This window comes from Kitasatospora sp. NEAU-69 (assembly GCF_057158765.1).
Genome location: NZ_JBWXUE010000001.1, coordinates 125,304 through 142,483 on the forward strand (window position 1 = coordinate 125,304; position 17,180 = coordinate 142,483).

The following is a 17,180-nucleotide window of genomic DNA, read 5'->3' on the forward strand; positions in this document are numbered from 1 at the left end:
TAATTGCAGACGCCTGATACTTGCAAACGCGGGCTATTTTGGGCGAGGGCTATCCTTGATCCCACAGGCAGGCCCGCGCCCACGGGTGGCGGACCGAGGAAGGACGTGACGCATGGAGCAGCAGGACGGGCACAGCCCCGCCCCCGGCTGGAACGCGCTCACCACGCTGCACGGGCGGATCGAAGCGCAGCTCGAACGTGTGCTGCAGTCCCGGCACGAGCTGAGCGTGCGCGAGTTCTCGCTGCTGGACGTGCTGAGTCGCCAGCACCCGGGGGAGGGCGGGCACTTGAGGATGACTCAGGTGGCCGAGGCGGTCGTGCTGAGCCAGAGCGCCACCACCCGGCTCGTCACCCGGCTGGAGGAGCGCGCGCTGCTGTCCCGTTACCTCTGCCCGACCGACCGCCGCGGCATCTACACCGACGTCACGCCCGCCGGCCTCACGCTGCTCGACCAGGCTCGTCCCACGCACGACACCGCACTGCGCGAGGCTCTCGCCGAGGCCGCCGACCGGCCGGACCTGGCCCCGCTGGTGCAGGCCGTCGAGCGGCTGCGATCAGCCGAGTGAGCCTGGCTGCCCGAACTGCCGCGCATGCCCGGCTCGCCGCCCGTCTCGGCGCTCTCAGCGACCGCGAACTGACCGCGCGGCTGGACGCCGCCGTCACGCTCGGCGCCGGCATCGGCGGGGCGACCTCGGCGCTGGACGTCGACGGCCTGTCGGTCTTCGTCAAGCGGGTCCCGCTGACCGAGCTGGAACTGCTCCCCGCGCACCTGCACTCCACCGCGAACCTGTTCGGCCTGCCGACCTACTACCAGTACGGCGCGGGATCGGCGGGCTTCGGCGCCTGGCGCGAGCTGGCCGTGCACCAGGAGGCGAACGCGTGGGTGCTGGACGGCGGCCATGAGGGCTTCCCGCTGCTGCACCACTGGCGCGTGCTCCCCGGTCCGGCGCCCACTGCGGCCGCGGTGTTCGGCCCGTTCGGCGACCTGGCGGGTGCGGTCCGGCACTGGGAGGGCTCGGCGGCCGTCGCCGAGCGGCTGGCGGCCCTCTGCCGGGCATCGGCGAGCATCGTCCTCTTCATGGAGCGCATACCGCAGACGCTCGGGGAATGGCTGCGGGGCGCGGAGCTGTCGGCGTTCCCGTGGGTCGCGGAGCAACTCGAGGCCGGCAGCGACTTCCTGCGGCAGCGCGGCGTGGTGCACTTCGACGCGCACTTCGACAACGTGCTGACCGACGGCCGGCGGCTGTACTTCGCGGACTTCGGCCTCGCGCTCAGTCCGCGCTTCGAGTTGTCGGGCGAGGAGGCGGACTTCCTGACCCGCCACCGCAGTTACGACCACGCCTACACGGCCGCCCACCTGGTCAACTTCCACCTGGCGGACCGCGTCCGGCGCGGCGTGACGCGGCGTGAGTTCGTCCGCGCCTGGGCCGACGGGACGGGCGCCGCCCCGGAAGGCGCCGCCGAGGTGCTGGACCGGCACGCCCGAACCGCAGTGGCCGTGGACGACTTCTTCGGCCTCCTGCTCGGCGAGAGCAAACGGACCCCGTACCCAGCCGCAGCCCTGGAACGCCTCACCGGCCTGGCCTGACCGGTCTGGCCTGACCGGCCTGACCCGGCTCGCTGCCCTGTGCACCCGGCAACCTGGCCGCCTGGCGGGCTCGCCTACCTCGCCTGCCTCACTCAGCTCGCCTGTCTCGCCTGCTGCGCGCCCGGTCGCCCTGCCTTCCCTGGCCTTGGGCGCCCTGGCTCAGTCGTCCGGATCGGCGTGATCCTCCGGCTGCTCGATGGGGAGGAGCGGGAAGAGGCGCGAGATCGCCGCCACCGGCTGTGCGTCCGGGCGGCGCGGGTCCAGCTGCTGGTAGCCGGCCAGCACCGCGCGGATGGCTGCGGCGGCATCGGCCAGTTCGCTCGGCGTCAGGTGCAGCACGGTGCTGAACGCCTCGTCCGCCTGCCACTCCTGCGGTGCGCCGGCTCGGTGGGACAGCCAGTGCTGATGGCTGGCATCCTCCAACTCGCGCGACAGCGGCGTGCGGGACACCCCATCGCCGGCCACGGGCCCCCACGCGGGTGCGCCGGCTTGCGCGCGGTTCGGCAGACCGGTGGCCGACATCCCAGCGCCCGTGCCTGCGCCCGTGCCCGTGCTCGTTCCGCCTCGCCGAGGCTTGGCCAGTTGCCCAGGGGTTGCCGAGCCCGGGTGCTCGACCGTTCCCCAGCGCAGCTGCCACGGGCGGGCGCGGCCGCCCTCGGTGGGGGCCTCCTCGATCAGGCCGTGCCGGGCCAGCTGCCGCAGGTGGAACGAGCACAGCCCCGAGCTGTAGCCGAGCTCCCGGGCCGCCTCGGTGGAGGTGACGCTGCCCTCCCGCGCGAGCAGATCGAGCAGGGCGACCCGCACCGGATGCTCGGGCAGGGCGCTGGTGGTCGCGGTCGGCAGTCGTCTGGTCACTTGGTCGAGCGTGCTGCCTGGGCCGACCCGCCGTCAAGTGTGCCCAGGTCGCCACGGGTCCGCGCGGTGTGGGAGGGCCGTTCTTCAGAGTGGGCCCTGCTTCACAGTGGGCTTTGCAAAGCACTAGGCTTTGCAAAGCCATCGGGGTGGGGAACCCCACCAACCACAAGGGGAACTCATGACGCGTCAGACACTCGTCCAGGGTCGGCCGGTGTCGGGCTATCCGCAGATGCCTCCGGAGACACTGCGTGGCCGGGTGCGCCGGATCACCGAGGTCGGCGAGGATGTGTTGCACCGCCCGTGTCGGGAGGTCGAGGAGTCCGACTTCGGCAGCGCCGAGCTTTCCGCCCTCATCGACGACCTGTTCGCCACCATGTACATCGCGGAAGGCGTCGGCCTGGCTGCCAACCAGATCGACGTCGACCTGCGGGTCTTCGTCTGGGACTGCACGGACGAGAACGACGTCCGGCACGTCGGACACATCGTCAACCCCGTCCTGGACGAGCTTGCGCCCTCCGGCCGCCGCTTGGCCGAGGAGAGTGAGGGCTGCCTCTCCGTCCCCGGTCCCTACCGCGACGTCTCGCGCCCCGACCGCGCCGTGGTCCGGGGTCAGGACCAGCACGGGCACCCGCTGGTGATCGAGGGCACCGGCTATTTCGCCCGCTGCCTCGAGCACGAGACCGATCATCTCTATGGCCGCCTCTACCTGGACCGCCTCTCCACCCGTACCCGCAAGTCGGCCCTGCGCGAGATGGCCAAGCGCCGTGCCGAGGTGCTGAGCCGCCGCGCCACCCTCACCGCGGCCCTGACCGGCTCGTGAGCGAGGGCCGTGAGTGAGGGCCGCGGGTGGGAGCACCGGGTAGGTGAGCGCGCCGGGTGGAGCGCGGGGCGGGAGCTGCGTCTCAGCCAGGCAGCCTCCCGGTGAGCAGGAAGGTGCTGAACGGCTCCCGCACCCGGGGGTCGCTGAAGTCCACGCCGTGCCCGGCGGCGTCGATGGTGGTCATGACGGCTCGGTGACCCAAGGCGTGCAGGGTCTGCTCGGCTCCGGAGTACGGGGTGTCCGGGTCTCGCAGGTTCTGGAGCAGGAGGATGTTGCGCGGGCCCGACGAGTTGATCCGCACCGGCGGTTCGGCGGGCCGATAGTGCCAGAAGGCGCAGGGCCAGACGTTGCCCGGCATGCCGTTGGTGAGTGGATAGCGGATGCGGTCGGCTGCCGTGCGTGCCGCGTAGTAGGAGCTGTTCCGGGGCCATGCGGTGTCGCCGCAGATCACGGCGTCCTGCGCGGCGATGAAGTTGTCGGGGATCACGTTCGGCAGCGGGGGTGTGGCGGCTGCCGCGCCGCCTGCCGTCGGAGCGGCGCCGGTCGCAGCACCGCTCCCGCCCTGCGCGGCCAACTGCCAGGCCCGCGCGGCCAGTGGGTAGTACGCGGGGGCCACCAGCGCGGCATAGGTCACGGTGCGGAACGCGTTGCCGGTGAGCGTTCGCCCGTCGCTGAGATCGACCGGGGTGCGGTCCAGCTTCGCGGCCAGCCGGAAGTACGTCGCGCGTACCTGGGAGACGTCGGCGCCCAGGTGGAGCGTCCCGTTCTGGCCGGCGAGCCAGGCGGCCAGGTCGGGGAAGGTCTGCTCGGCGCCGAGCCCGAGCGAGCCGAGTGCTTGCTCCTCGCCGCCCGGCGGAACCACGCTGTCCAGCACCACGCGGTCGGTGTGCGCGGCGAAGAGCGTCGCGTAGACCTCGCCGAGGTAGGTGCCGTACGAGCTGCCCAGGTAGGAGATCCGCGGGACGCCGAGCGCGGCGCGGATCCGGTCGATGTCCCGCGCGGAGTTGGCGGTGCTGATGTCGGCGAGGTAGCTCCCGCTCGCTGCCGAGCAGCTGTCGGCGACCCGGTGGGCGTACGCGAGATTGCCCGCGATGTCGCCGTCGGCGGCCGGGAACGGGTAGATCACCGCGGCCGCCCGGTCGGCGGCGCCGAGGTCGCAGTGCACCGGCGTGCTGTTCCCGACGCCGCGTTCGTCGAAGCCGATGAGATCGTAGGAATCCAGCACGGCTGAGGGCAGTTGGCCGACCATCCGGCTGGGATAGTCCAGGCCGGACCCGCCCGGACCGCCCGGCACCACGAGCAGATCGCCGCGCCGGTGTGCCGGATCCGCCGTCCGGATCCGGGAGATCTCGATGCCGATCGAACCGGCCGCCGGCTGCCGGTAGTTGCGCGGCACCCGCAGGCTCGCGCACTCCTGGCGCGGGTCGCGCGGTGTCGTGGTCCCGTTCGACCCGGGCGTGGGAGCGGGGCAAGCGCCCCAGGTGAGCGCGGACCGGGTGGACGCGGCCGGCGCGGCCGCCTGCGCGGTGGTCGGCTCGGCGGCTGCCACCGCGAGCAGCAGCACGGCGGCCAGCGCGGCCCGGCCGGCCGCGCCAACACCCGCGCCAACACCCGCGCCGGCGGCCGTACCGGCGGCCGTCCTGGCGACCGAGGCAGCTCGCGGTGGTGGGGCGGCGCCGCGTTCGATCCGGCGTCGCTGCGCGAAGCGGCGGTGGCGGAAAACCCGTGTGAGGTAAGTGATCTGAGGCACAGTCCGAAAGTACGGCCGACCCAAGGCCGTTGGCTTCGGCCCGTGGGTGGAGCTTTCCCGCCCCGGTTCTCCACCCGCTCCACCCGTTTAACCCGCTTCATGAGGGGGTTCCCCGGCGAGCCTCCACCCCCGGGTGGACGGGCCCCGGCCGTCGCCCGCCCGACGCAGATCGGCGCGGCGCCGGGTGTGGTGTACCCGGGGCCGCGCCGATCCGCGCTGCATCCTGTTGTGCCGTGCCGTGCCGTGCCGTGCCGTGCCGTGCCGTGTCCGGCTCGGCTGTTCCGCCGAACGGTCGCCAGCGAGGCGAGCCAGGGGTCGGGGCGGGGTTGGGGGCCACTGCTCGGCCCCCAACCCCGACATGCCCCGGTGCGTCAGGACGTCGGGCTGTCCGTCGCGCCCGGCGAGGCGGCGTCCGACGGAGCGTCCGACGCGCCACCCGAGGGCTTGGCAGGCAGCAGCGGCGCGCAGGTCTTGTACGCGGCGGCGGTCGCCGGGTCGGCGGTGTTGAGCGCACGCATCCCGCCGTTCGCCGGGATCGTCACACCGTGGTCCTTGAGGCAGCTGGTGAACGCCTGCATCGCGGTGCTGTTGAAGCCGCCGCCGCCACGGCCCTGGCCGCCCTGCGGGCGCAGCGAGGCGCACGCCTGCATGGCGGCCTGCCGAGCCGGGTCGGGCGAGCCACCGCCGAAGTAGCCGCCACCGCCGGGCGAGCCGCTCGGCCGTCCGCTCGGCCGGCCGGAGGGCCGCCCGGTCGGCAGCGTGACGCCGTGCTGCTGCAGACAGCTGGTGTAGGCGGCCATCGCCTGCTGGCGGTTGCCCGAGGCGGCCGCCGACGGCGAGGCGGAGGCGGACGCGGCGGTGGAGGACGAGGCGGTGGTCGACGACGAGGAGCAGCCGGTGAGCAGCAGACCGGAGGCGAGCAGGGCGGCGACGCCGGCGGAACGGATGGTGGTCCGGAACAAGACCGGTGCCTCCTGTATCGGGTGCGAGGAAAGCGGTGGTGCCGTTGACCCGGCGGGGACCGGGAGCAACGGCTCCTCGACTGAACCGCACCGTCGTTTAGGAACTCTGGGTCTGCCTGGGAGCTTCCCATCGCCTGTTACCGATCCGGGCATTCCGGTAGCCAGGCGTGAGGGAATCTTATGGCCGTATGTCCCTATTGATCCGATCGCTGAGCTTCTGATGCGGCGACGAACTCCCATGGACTCCCAGCAAGCTCCCAGGTTCTTCGGGGGGTGATCCCATCCGGAAGTCCCCCTCGTGGCGCGAATCACCCGGGGCATTGCCATATGACCCCAGTGGGGTTACAAAGGGGTTATCCGAATCCGAGCCGAGGCTCACAGAGCACGGAGGCGCGCGTGATGCCCAAGATCAACGTGTACTTGTCGGACGAACTCGCCGAGGCGGTGCGCGAGGCCGGAATCTCGGCCTCGCCGATCTGCCAGCGGGCGCTGGAGCAGGCGGTGCGCCGAGCCACCGCCATCCGCGAGGTGGCCCGCCAGGGGTTGGACGTCGAGGATCCGACGGCCCGGCTGACCCGGTTCACCGCGCGGGCCCGGACGGTGCTCCGGCTCGCCATCGAGCAGGCCCGCGCGGAGCAGACGCCGAACGTCGGCACCGCCCACCTGGTCAGCGGCGTGCTCGCGGAGGGCGGCAACCTGGCGCTCCAGGTGCTCGGCGCGCTGGAGATCGGCCGTGCCGAGCTCGCCGACGAGCTCGGGCGCTCGATCACCGAGGCGGACGTCACCGAGGCGGACGTCCGCGAGGCGGACACCCGTGAAGCCGAGGGGGCCGACGCCGCACACGCCACAGCGGTGACCGGTGGCCTCAGGTTCAGCGCGCCGGCGGCCGAGGCACTGGAGCTTGCCGTGGCCGAGGGGACGGGCTTCGGCCACAACTACGTGGGCTGCGAGCACCTGCTGCTCGGCCTGATCGCCGAACCGCGTGGTGTGGGCGGCCAGGTCCTGCGCTCGCTCGGCGCCGACCAGCGGGTCACCCGCCGCGCGGTGGCCGCGGCCCTCGCGGGGTACGCGCAGTTCGAGACGAACCACCAGGTCCAGCCCAAGGAGTCCGCGGAGGGCACCCACGAGGCCGTCCGCCGCGAGGTCCAGGCGCTGCTCCAGCCGATCATCAAGCCGCTGATCGAACGCATCGAGCGGCTGGAGCAGCTGGAGCAATTGAAGTAGTCGCAGCTGCGGGCCTGACGATGGCAGCGACGGGCCGGCGGTGCCGACGACAGCGGACGTCGGCACCCCCGGCCCATCGCCAACGGCGCTGCCCGACATGCGGTTCCCCGACCAGCTCACGAGCCCGCGACAACGAGGCCGCCGAGACCTCCCGAAAGACCTTCAGCGCCGGGACGAGGCTGGGCGCCGGACCGGCCAACCGCAGCCTGACGGGCCCGTGAGCCGCGAGCAGCGCCTCCCGGACATCATCCGGAGCTGCTCCCGGACCGGCGTGTTCGCACATGTAGGCGCCGCAGGACCCGCAAGAGAACTCCGAGTCCCACCACAACTCATCGTGAAGGATGAACTGGTTCACCTGTCGCACCGCCATGCTGCCGCACTCGCACCGCGATGCGATCTCCGCCGTCTGACCAGTCACCCGAGCTCCCTGACCGTTCCACTTGGGGTCCCACGGCTCTTTCCGATGTCGCTCCCGCCGGCACGTCACCATGGTTACAGGGTCTTCATCGGCATCGGCATCGGCCGGGGCGGCCGCCGGAGTCGGTGAACCTGTCCGGGGCGCGCGGGTGCGCGGGCGGAGCGGCCTGGCCCCCGGCGAGTGCGCCCGGCATCACCAGGGCACGACGCCGGCGTCGTCGAAGAACCGGCCGGTCGGGCCGTCGTCGGGCAGGGTCGCGAGTGTGATGGCGATCGCCGCGCCCTGTTCGGGGGTGCGCACGCCGCGGAAGCCGTTGAGGTCGGTCGCGACGTAGCCGGGGCAGCCGGCGTTGATCAGGATGTTCGTGCCGCTCAGCTCGCGGGCGTACTGGAGGGTGACGGCGTTCAGGAACGTCTTCGACGGCGCGTACGCCACGGCCACCGGGCCCGCCGTCTGCTCGGTGGCGGGTCCTGACTGGCGGGTGAGGGAGCCGACGCTGCTGGACATGTTCACGATCCGTGGTGAGGCGGAGCGGCGCAGCAGCGGCAGCATCGCGTTGGTGACGCGGATGACGCCGATCACGTTGGTCTCCACGACCGTCCGGATGGTGGCGAGGTCGGCGTGGGTGGGTTCCTGCGGCATGGCGCCGGCGATGGCGGCGTTGTTGACGAGCACGTCGAGGCGCCCGGCCTGGTCCTCGATCAGCTGTGCGACGGCGGTCGCGCTCGCGTCGTCGGTCACGTCCAGCGGTACGCCGAACGCGTCGACGCCGGCCGCGCGCAGCCGCTCCACCGCGGCCTTGCGGCGCTGATCGTCGCGGGCGCCGACGCCGACGCTCCAGCCGAGGGCGCCCAGGCCTGCGGCGATCTCGTAGCCGATTCCCTTGTTCGCGCCGGTGACCAGCGCAATCGTTCGTTCGCTCATGAGCACCATGCTGCTCCCGGACCCCGGCTGGGGTCCAAGACCGAATGGGTGGGCAACGATACCTTCCAGGTATTGATCCGGGTACCGTGGCCGGATGGAGACCAGGGAACTGCGCTACTTCGTCGCTGTCGCCGAGGAGTTGCACTTCGGGCGCGCCGCGCAGCGGCTCGGGATCGCACAGCCGCCGCTGTCACGGGCGATCCAGCAGCTCGAACGCCGACTCGGGGGAGCGCTGCTGGATCGGACCAGCCGCACCGTCACGCTGACCGAAGCCGGGTCGGTGCTGCTGGCCGAGGGCCGGGCGGCCCTCGACGCGGTCGAAGCGGCCGAGCGCCGGACCCGCCGCGCCGCCCTTCCCTCGACCGGCCGTCCCGGCCTGGTCCTGGTCACGAAGGCCAGCGCGTCCCGCGAACTGCTGGCGAAACTGCTGGACACGTACGCCGCCGAACCCGGCGCCGTCCCCGTCGACGTCATCCTGTGCGGCCCGGCCGAGCAGGAGCGAGTTCTGCGCGAGGGCCGGGCCGACGTGGCGCTGCTGCACCGGCCGTTCGACTCGACGGCCGGGTTCCACACCGAAGAACTCGGCACGGAGGGCCAGGTGGTGGTCCTGCCCGCCGGGCATCCGCTCACCGCCCGGACCCATGTGCACATGGCCGACATCACCGGCTTGCCCGGCCTGCCCCTGCCACGCTGGCCCGACCCCGACGGCAGCTACCCGCCCGGCCCCGGCCCGCAGGTCCGCGACCACGCGCAGTTGCTGCAGCTCGTCGCGCTCGGCCGTGCGTGTGCGGTCTCACCGGAGTCGTCCCGAGCCCAGCTGCCGGGTGACCTCGCCGCCGTGCCCGTGCTGGACGCGCCGAACGTCACCACCGTGATCGCCTGGCCGCCGCACAGCCGCTCCAGAGCCGTCGCCGACCTCGTTCGGACCGCGACCCGTCTCCGGTAGTTCCCACCTGCCTGGCCGCAGCGCCAGCCGACTGCCGCCGCGACTTCCTGGGTGGCGGCGAACTTCAGAGCGTCCTCGTCCCGGACCAGCCCCGCCGGGCGGACATCGAATAGCCACCCGGTCCCGTCGGACATCAGGTCGAGGAAGTCCGGGATGTGCCTGGCCCGGCTGCCGATGTGCTCAAAGTCCAGACGGAGCGGCTGCGGCAGCACCTCCCGCGCCCGCACGAAGTCCAGGGCCGGTAGTAACTCCCGCTCCTCCAAGGACTCGAACGCGCTGAACAGCGCGCCGAGATCACACTCATCGGAGCGGATGCTGGGGCCGGTCCGCATGCTCACGAGAGAACGACAGCACCCGGAGGGTCCGCGTGGAGGCGGAATTCCCGAAGGAGACCGTCCTGCAAGTGACTATCAGCCGTCCGAGTGACTCAGCTTCCGCAACGGTGACAGCTGAAAAGCTCAACGCTGACCGGCTATGTGCCCGAGGCAGCCCTGCTCAGAACGGTTCGAAGCTTGGCTGGACGGGCCCGATCTCGCCGTCGGCGGCAAGCTCCTCCATGTCCTCCGGTTCGAGGAACTCCAGCGCTTCTGGATCGACCCCGTGGTACGGGTCCACCTCGAAGAGCCGCTTCACGAAGGTGAGGGCGAAGCTTGAGAACGAGCCGTCGAAGGTCTCGCAGCCCTCCTCGTGGACCATGCTGACGACCTTCCAGTGGTCTGGGTCCGAATCACACGGCAGGAAGAAGTGCTCATCGCCGCTGTGGTCGTACCCCCAAGAGATCAGCCCACCTGGCTCGGGATGGAAACCGTAGGGGAAGTGCTGGGAGTCGCCGCGGCCCAGGGCCCTGCGTCGACGTTCGGAAAACGTCTGATGAGTCTTGGTCATGCGCTCCAGAAGCGGGCTCGATCCGCGCGGGTGGAAGACCACGAGTTCACCGGAGATGACCCCGCTGCCGTAGGCATCCAGGAAGGTCTTGAAGTCGCTGGGCAGAGTGGAGCCTACGTGCTGTTCAACGTCATACCAGATGTCGGTGTCGGACACCTCCTGGGCGGGGGCGCCCAGGAGGGCTTGCAACTCATCCAATGAGGACATGAACTGCTCCAAGGTCATTGCAATGGGGTCTGAGCTGCCACTTTATGAGCACTCCCAGAAGAAGCGGCCTTCGCGGTGATCGGGGCTGACGAAGGCGAAGCCGTATCCGTAGCCGAGGTTGAGGAAGTACGGATCGTCCTCGGCTTCACCGCCGTCGCTGATCTTGAACAGGAACTGCCAAGGTGAGTCGACGCGCGCTTCGTGGTTGGGGAAGCAAGCAGTGCCGCCGAAGTAGTCATGCAGGTCCTCGCCATCAGGCATCTCGGCGTCGTGGTCATCGCTCCGCACGCTCTGCTCGAAGGCCGCCTGCTCGTCGATCGAGCGGTCGATCTCGGGCGGTACTGGCTGCCGATCAATGCCCCACTCGACGGGAACCTCGGTGTCGTCGGGCCCCCAGCGCCACAGCGTCCACCCACGTGTGTCGGGTGGCCCGATGACCGCGAAGGACGGGATGCGGCCGTCCGGCTGGACCAGCAGCACCGCGTCGCCGGCCTCCGGGTCGAGACCACCCATGATGATGCCTTCCTCATGGAGGAAGAGATAGGCCAGCCGGAGCTCGGAACCGGGGATCGGGAACTGCCCGATGAACACCAGCGGATCACCCGTGGTTGGGTCCAATGGCCAGGTCGGTTCAGACAGCCAGACGGGCTGGCCGCCGAACTTGGCTACCGGCTCAGCAATCGGCTGGTGGGCGGCGGTGAGGTTCATCTGTTGGCGGGGCAGGAAAGCGGCGTCGTACGGCCCCTCCGCCTGCCCAGTGGGACGCGCGATCATGAGCGGACCCTATGACACGCTACTGACGAGCAGTGTCGTAGTTGCCGGGACAATCCGTCGGCCGTTGCCGGCGGCGGAGCGTACAGTCCCGCCATGAGTGCTGCGCGTCCCCTCCCTCACTATCTGCCGGCCGCTTTCATCGGGGGGTTCGGCATTCCGAACCCCCGCCGCAACGGTGGCCGTTGTGCCGACGTGTGCATGCGGCGGCGGGACTCAGCGACCGTGGTTGGGCCGCTCCCGGCAGAGAGGGTCGCGGCCGAGTTTGGCGTGTACGACGTCGAGCGACCGACTCCGTCGCTGCCGGCCGACTTCGCCGACAAGCTCTGGGAGCAGTATGAGGGGGCACTGCCGATCGCGGCCGTCGCGCTGGAGTCGGACGGATTCACCGTGCAGCATTGGGAGGCGATACTGCTGCACATCCAGGCGCAGTCCATCCGCCATCCCGACTTTGACCGTGTCGGTACCGCGTACCTCGGGGCCGGGGTGCCCCGGGACGTGATCCAGGAGCAGCGGCAGATCACTCACCGTGAGTCGCGGCAGTTGATGAGCCGGGCCCGGTTCGCGGTGGTCCGCCGGGGCAGCCACGCGCCGCGCTTCCTGATCAACGACAAGGGCTACACCTCTTTCCTCGACTTGGAGTTCGGAGTGCGCAGTGTGCTGTTCCCGCTGTCGGGAAACGTCGCCGTTCTGATGGCCGTTGATGCAGCTTGGGAGGGCGATGACTACGAAGCCGGACCGTGCGCGGTGCGTCGGCTCAACCCGAAGGCGCTTAGGTTCGTCAACGGGGCGTCGTGGGACCAGGTGAACGCGAGGGCCGTTTTCGGCCACCCTGACGATGAGCAGACACTCAGGGAGCTGCGGCACACTGGTCAGCTGGCCCGGCTGCCCCTCCTCGGCTCGTACCAGGGGAACCGCGAGCCGGGCCTGCTGGACTGGGCGTTCGCTTCCGCCGAGATCCGTATCCTGCGTGAGCGCTGGCTTGCAGACTTGGGTCTGTCTCCCTCCAGCTGAGTGGCCAGCGCCGCAGGGCTCAAGAGTCAGCGCGCGAGCTTTGCCGCCACCAGTCGCGGTCGCCATAGCGTGCAGCGGAACGGTGGCAGCCCGCCCCGATTGCGTTCCCTGCCTCGTAGAGTGCGCGATGGGGTTGTCCGGCGGGCGGAACCCGATTCCGAGGCATCGGCGGGACAACGACGATTGTCGTGCTGAGACGGTCAGCGTGTTGGGTCACAGTGTGACTCAGCACGCTAGTTGTCGCCAAAGTGGTACTTGACGTGCGGTTCTCCGTTCAGGTCAGCACGACAACTGTCGCTGAATCGGCGAGGTATCTGGCGGCTGGCGATCTTCGGCAAGCAAAACGCTACGAAGGGGCGGCCTGCTGCTGTTGACGTTCACTCTCATCGAGCCACGTCAGATACCACCGAGCAAAGGTCGTCGGCTCGCCGCGCTCGTCCAGCAGCGGAGTGAGGTCCTCGTCGTCTACCCGGTTGTCGGACCAGATCCGCCCCTGCTCGGGACCGCTGACGATCAGCCACTGGCGGGCGGCGCAGCCCAGGTGCGAGATCACGACAGCGCCGACCGTGCGGTCCGGTGAGAACATCACGGGTTCCCAGCGCTCGTCCCAGGACTCGATGGCGTCGTCGAAGTCTTCGATCTCCTCGAAGTCCTCCTCCTCCGGCCGTTCTTCCAGAAGCGCCCTCACGTGCTCCGGGTCCGGGCCCTGCCGGGGGAAGGGCACGCTCAACCTGGACAGGTCCGCGAGGTCGGCGCCATCTCCCTCCCAACGCCAGCGGCCCTGGATCCGTCGGACGGGGAAGACGCCATACGCCGGACCGGCGCCGCCAGCTCCGACCTGGAGGAGGAACTCGCGGTACTCCTCGGGCAGGACAACACCTATCTGGGCTTCGAGGTCAGCAACCTCGGCCGAGGTCAGCGGCTCGGCCAAGGCGAACCGGTGCCCCCGAGAACCGAACACGCCGGCACCGGCCGGACTCACTCCCAGCGCGCACACACGCTCCCGAACGCCAACCCAGGTCTGACCAGTCATGGGCCGAGCCTATGAGGCACGCCCGACAATCCGGACGACCGGTTCCGAGGCGAGTGCGGTCATTGCCGAGCCTCTCAACGGCGCCAGCCGCCGTGCCCAGTCACACCCTGGACGACAGATGCTGTGCTGACACGACAGTTAGCCTGCCGAGCCACATGGTCACTATCTGTAGTTGGACTGTGTCGTCACCAACTGTGACTTCCAATCGCCAACTACGACTTCCGGTCACACGATGCAGACCGTGGGGCGGTCGATGGCAAAGAACAAGCATGCATGATTGCTTTTTCTGCTCCGCGCTGCCACGCTTCCCTCGGTGCCGGGACTGCTGCCGGCGTCGCCGCACTCGCCACCTGAGCAATCGTCAGCCGGTCGTCCGCCGGCGCGCTTCGCCACTCCGAGAGAGCGCTTGCATGCCCGAAATCCAGCCTGTGCCGTCCGCTGCCGTCGGGGCGTCGCCCGTTGTCGCTCCGTTGCGCATCGGGAATGCGTCCGGTTTCTATGGTGACCGCTTCTCCGCCATGCGCGAGATGCTGACCGGGGGGCCGTTGGACGTGCTCACCGGGGACTACCTGGCCGAGCTGACGATGCTGATCCTCGCCCGTGACCGGTTGAAGGATCCGAAGCTCGGCTACGCGAAGGGGTTCCTGCGGCAGCTGGAGGAGTGCCTGGGGCTCGCGGTGGAGCGGGGGGTGCGGCTGGTGGTCAATGCCGGTGGTCTCAACCCGGCCCGACTGGCCGAGGCGGCCGCCGAGTTGGCTGCGGCGCAGGGGATTCCGCTTCGGGTCGCGCACGTCACGGGTGACGATCTGCTGGACCGGGCCGGGGAGTTCACCGAGCGTCGCGACCTGCTCGCCGCCAATGCCTACCTCGGTGCCTGGGGCATCGCCGAGTGCCTGGGGGCGGGCGCCGATCTGGTGGTGACCGGGCGGGTGACCGATGCCGCGCTGGTCGCCGGTCCGGCGGCGGCCCACTTCGGTTGGCGGCGGGACGACTTCGACGCGCTGGCCGGGGCGGTGGTCGCCGGGCACGTGCTGGAGTGCGGCGCGCAGGCGACCGGCGGCAACTTCTCCTTCTTCACCGAGATCCCGGATCTCGGGCGCCCCGGCTTCCCGATCGCCGAGATCCACGCCGACGGCAGCAGCGTGATCACCAAGCACCCCGGCACCGGCGGTGCGGTGACCGTGGACACGGTCACTGCCCAACTCCTGTACGAGACCGGCGGACCGCGCTACCTCGGGCCGGACGTGACGGCCCGGCTGGACAGTGTCCGGCTGGAGCAGCAGGGTCCCGACCGGGTCCGGATCGGCGCGGTGCGCGGCGAGGCGCCGCCCTACACGCTGAAGGTCGGCCTCAACCGGATCGGCGGCTGGCGCAACGAGGTGGTCTTCGTGCTCACCGGCCTGGAGATCGAGGCGAAGGCCGAGCTGGTCCGCACCCAGTTCGAGCAGGCGCTCCCCGAGCAGCAGCGACCGGCCGAGCTGCGCTGGACGCTGGCTCGCACCGACCATGCCGACGCCGCGACCGAACAGCAGGCGAGCGCCCTGCTCCAGCTCACCGTCAAGGACCCGGACCAGGCGAAGGTCGGACGGGCCATCAGCTCCACCGCGGTCGAGCTCGGACTCTCCGGCTACCCGGGCTTCCACCTGACCGCGCCGCCCGGCCCCGGTGCGCCCTGCGGCGTCTTCGAGGCGGTGTACGTGGACGCCAAGGTGGTCGAGCACTGGGCCGTCCTCCCGGACGGCACCCGGCGCCCGATCGCGCAGGCGGGCGCCGACGGCCTGGAGAGTGCCTACCGCTCCTCGCTCGTCATCGAGTTCGATCCCGACCCCGCGCGACTGCCCGCGCCCACCCCCGCCCGCCGGGCCCCGCTCGGTCTGGTCGCCGGGGCCCGCAGCGGCGACAAGGGCGGCGACGCCAACCTCGGACTCTGGGTCCGCACGGACCAGGCCTGGCACTGGCTCGCGCACACGCTCACGGTCGACCGGCTGCGCGAACTGCTGCCCGAGACGGCCGACCTGCCCATCACCCGCCACCTGCTGCCGAACCTGCGAGCCGTCAACTTCGTCATCACGGGCCTGCTCGGTGAGGGCGTGGCCGCCCAGGCCCGGTTCGACCCGCAGGCCAAGGCGCTGGGGGAGTGGCTCCGTTCGCGCCATCTCGACATCCCGGAGGCCCTGCTGTGACCGTCCTCCCCACTCGCCTCGATCCGCACTCCGCCGAGTTCCGGGCGCACCGCGCCGCCATGCTCGACAAGCTCGACGCCCTGGACGCCGAGCACGCCAAGGCGCTGGCCGGCGGCGGGCCGAAGTACGTCGAACGGCACCGGGCGCGCGGCAAGTTGCTCGCCCGCGAGCGGATCGAGCTGCTGCTCGACCAGGACACGCCGTTCCTGGAGCTCTCGCCGCTCGCGGCCTGGGGCAGCGACTACCCGGTCGGCGCCTCGATGGTCACCGGCATCGGTACGGTCGCCGGGACGGAGTGCGTGATCACCGCCAACGACCCGACCGTGCGCGGCGGTTCGAGCAATCCGTGGACGCTGCGCAAGGCCCTGCGGGCGAACGAGATCGCGCTGCGCAACCGGCTCCCGCTGATCAACCTGGTCGAGTCCGGCGGCGCCGACCTGCCGAGCCAGAAGGAGATCTTCATCCCGGGCGGTGCGCTCTTCCGCGACCTCACCCGGCTCTCGGCGGCCGGAATCCCCACCGTCGCCGTGGTCTTCGGCAACTCGACGGCGGGCGGCGCGTACGTCCCCGGGATGTCCGACCACACCGTGATGGTGAAGGAGCGCGCCAAGGTCTTCCTGGGCGGGCCGCCGCTGGTCAAGATGGCCACCGGTGAGGAGTCGGACGACGAGTCGCTCGGCGGCGCCGACATGCACGCCCGGGTCTCCGGCCTGGCCGACTACTTCGCGGTCGACGAGCCGGGCGCCATCGCGACCGCCCGCCGCATCGTGCAGCGGTTGCAGTGGCGCAAGGCCGGTCCGGGCCCGGACGTCACCGCCGCGGCGCCGAAGTACGACGAGGACGAACTGCTCGGCGTCGTCCCCGGCGACCTGAAGGTCCCGTTCGACCCGCGCGAGGTGATCGCCCGGATCGTCGACGCCTCCGACTTCGACGAGTTCAAGCCGCGCTACGGCACCAGCCTGACCACCGGCTGGGCCACCGTGCACGGCTTCCCGGTCGGGATCCTGGCGAACGCGCAGGGCGTGCTGTTCAGCGCGGAGTCGCAGAAGGCCACCCAGTTCATCCAACTGGCCAACCAGCGCGACATTCCGCTGCTCTTCCTGCACAACACCACCGGCTACATGGTCGGCAAGGACTACGAGCAGGGCGGCATCATCAAGCACGGCGCGATGATGATCAACGCGGTCGCGAACAGCACCGTCCCGCACATCTCGGTCCTGATGGGCGCCTCGTACGGCGCCGGCCACTACGGCATGTGCGGCCGGGCGTACGACCCGCGCTTCCTGTTCGCCTGGCCGAGTGCCAAGTCGGCGGTCATGGGTCCGCAGCAACTCGCCGGCGTGCTCTCCATCGTGGCCCGCCAGTCCGCCGCGGCGAAGGGGCAGCCGTACGACGAGGACGCGGACGCGGCGATCCGCGCCATGGTGGAGCAGCAGATCGAGGCGGAGTCGCTGCCGGCCTTCCTCTCCGGTCGGCTCTACGACGACGGGGTGATCGACCCGCGTGACACCCGAACCGTACTCGGCCTCTGCCTCTCCGCGATCCACAGCGCACCGGTCCAGGGCGCGCGCGGCTACGGCGTCTTCCGAATGTGAGAGAGC

15 protein-coding genes are annotated in these 17,180 nt (G+C 70.8%); 8 read left to right on the forward strand and 7 right to left on the reverse strand.

From position 1 onward, the window contains the following. Positions 1-112: 112 nt before the first annotated feature. Both AC060L_RS00505 and AC060L_RS00510 read left to right on the forward strand, forming a co-directional pair. The gene (locus tag AC060L_RS00505; RefSeq protein ID WP_483796109.1) at positions 113-565 is read left to right on the forward strand and encodes a MarR family winged helix-turn-helix transcriptional regulator; all 453 of its coding nucleotides are present in this window, start codon (positions 113-115) and stop codon (positions 563-565) included. Then, positions 562-1,587 carry a BUD32 family EKC/KEOPS complex subunit gene (locus tag AC060L_RS00510; protein ID WP_483796110.1) on the forward strand — a complete coding sequence of 342 codons (1,026 nt, stop codon included), beginning with the start codon at positions 562-564 and terminating at the stop codon, positions 1,585-1,587. The genes AC060L_RS00505 and AC060L_RS00510 overlap by 4 nt, the downstream gene beginning before the upstream one ends. Positions 1,588-1,746: 159 nt before the next feature. Here AC060L_RS00510 and AC060L_RS00515 read toward each other — a convergent pair whose 3' ends face one another. Beyond that, a complete protein-coding gene (locus AC060L_RS00515; RefSeq protein WP_483796111.1) occupies positions 1,747-2,442 on the reverse strand; it encodes a winged helix-turn-helix domain-containing protein in 696 nt (231 codons plus the stop codon). A gap of 178 nt (positions 2,443-2,620) precedes the next feature. On the opposite strand from AC060L_RS00515, the gene def reads away from it, so the two are divergent. After that, a complete protein-coding gene (def, locus tag AC060L_RS00520) occupies positions 2,621-3,262 on the forward strand; it encodes a peptide deformylase (protein WP_483796112.1) in 642 nt (213 codons plus the stop codon). A gap of 82 nt (positions 3,263-3,344) precedes the next feature. On the opposite strand, the gene AC060L_RS00525 is transcribed toward def, so the two are convergent. Both AC060L_RS00525 and AC060L_RS00530 read right to left on the reverse strand, forming a co-directional pair. Beyond that, positions 3,345-5,012, reverse strand: coding sequence for an alpha/beta hydrolase (locus AC060L_RS00525; RefSeq protein ID WP_483796113.1), 1,668 nt, complete (start codon positions 5,010-5,012; stop codon positions 3,345-3,347). A 371-nt stretch (positions 5,013-5,383) separates the two neighbouring features. Next, positions 5,384-5,974: a hypothetical protein gene (locus AC060L_RS00530; RefSeq protein WP_483796114.1), complete on the reverse strand. Its 591-nt coding sequence runs from the start codon at positions 5,972-5,974 to the stop codon at positions 5,384-5,386. Between the two features lie 399 nt (positions 5,975-6,373). On the opposite strand from AC060L_RS00530, the gene AC060L_RS00535 reads away from it, so the two are divergent. Beyond that, entirely contained in the window at positions 6,374-7,198 is an 825-nt protein-coding gene (locus AC060L_RS00535) for a Clp protease N-terminal domain-containing protein (protein ID WP_483796116.1), read from the forward strand. A gap of 610 nt (positions 7,199-7,808) precedes the next feature. Here the strand turns inward: AC060L_RS00535 and AC060L_RS00540 are convergent. Beyond that, a complete protein-coding gene (locus tag AC060L_RS00540) occupies positions 7,809-8,540 on the reverse strand; it encodes an SDR family oxidoreductase (protein WP_483796118.1) in 732 nt (243 codons plus the stop codon). A 94-nt stretch (positions 8,541-8,634) separates the two neighbouring features. Between AC060L_RS00540 and AC060L_RS00545 the strand changes: the two genes are divergently transcribed. Beyond that, positions 8,635-9,486, forward strand: a complete 852-nt coding sequence (locus tag AC060L_RS00545; RefSeq protein ID WP_483796120.1) for a LysR family transcriptional regulator — start codon at positions 8,635-8,637, stop codon at positions 9,484-9,486. 495 nt (positions 9,487-9,981) lie between these two features. Here the strand turns inward: AC060L_RS00545 and AC060L_RS00550 are convergent, their stop codons facing one another. Continuing rightward, positions 9,982-10,596 (reverse strand): SMI1/KNR4 family protein, encoded by a 615-nt coding sequence (locus AC060L_RS00550; RefSeq protein WP_483796122.1) that lies wholly within the window; start codon positions 10,594-10,596, stop codon positions 9,982-9,984. A 24-nt stretch (positions 10,597-10,620) separates the two neighbouring features. Beyond that, positions 10,621-11,352, reverse strand: a complete 732-nt coding sequence (locus tag AC060L_RS00555; protein WP_483796123.1) for a hypothetical protein — start codon at positions 11,350-11,352, stop codon at positions 10,621-10,623. A 93-nt stretch (positions 11,353-11,445) separates the two neighbouring features. On the opposite strand from AC060L_RS00555, the gene AC060L_RS00560 reads away from it, so the two are divergent. Further along, positions 11,446-12,363, forward strand: coding sequence for a hypothetical protein (locus AC060L_RS00560; protein ID WP_483796124.1), 918 nt, complete (start codon positions 11,446-11,448; stop codon positions 12,361-12,363). Between the two features lie 346 nt (positions 12,364-12,709). Here the strand turns inward: AC060L_RS00560 and AC060L_RS00565 are convergent, their stop codons facing one another. Continuing rightward, positions 12,710-13,396: an SMI1/KNR4 family protein gene (locus AC060L_RS00565; RefSeq protein WP_483796125.1), complete on the reverse strand. Its 687-nt coding sequence runs from the start codon at positions 13,394-13,396 to the stop codon at positions 12,710-12,712. Positions 13,397-13,806: 410 nt separating this feature from the next. Between AC060L_RS00565 and AC060L_RS00570 the strand changes: the two genes are divergently transcribed. Both AC060L_RS00570 and AC060L_RS00575 read left to right on the forward strand, forming a co-directional pair. Beyond that, complete coding sequence (locus AC060L_RS00570) at positions 13,807-15,579, forward strand: acyclic terpene utilization AtuA family protein (protein ID WP_483796126.1); 1,773 nt, start codon at positions 13,807-13,809, stop codon at positions 15,577-15,579. Further along, positions 15,576-17,174, forward strand: coding sequence for an acyl-CoA carboxylase subunit beta (locus AC060L_RS00575; RefSeq protein ID WP_483796127.1), 1,599 nt, complete (start codon positions 15,576-15,578; stop codon positions 17,172-17,174). The genes AC060L_RS00570 and AC060L_RS00575 overlap by 4 nt, the downstream gene beginning before the upstream one ends. Positions 17,175-17,180: the final 6 nt, after the last annotated feature.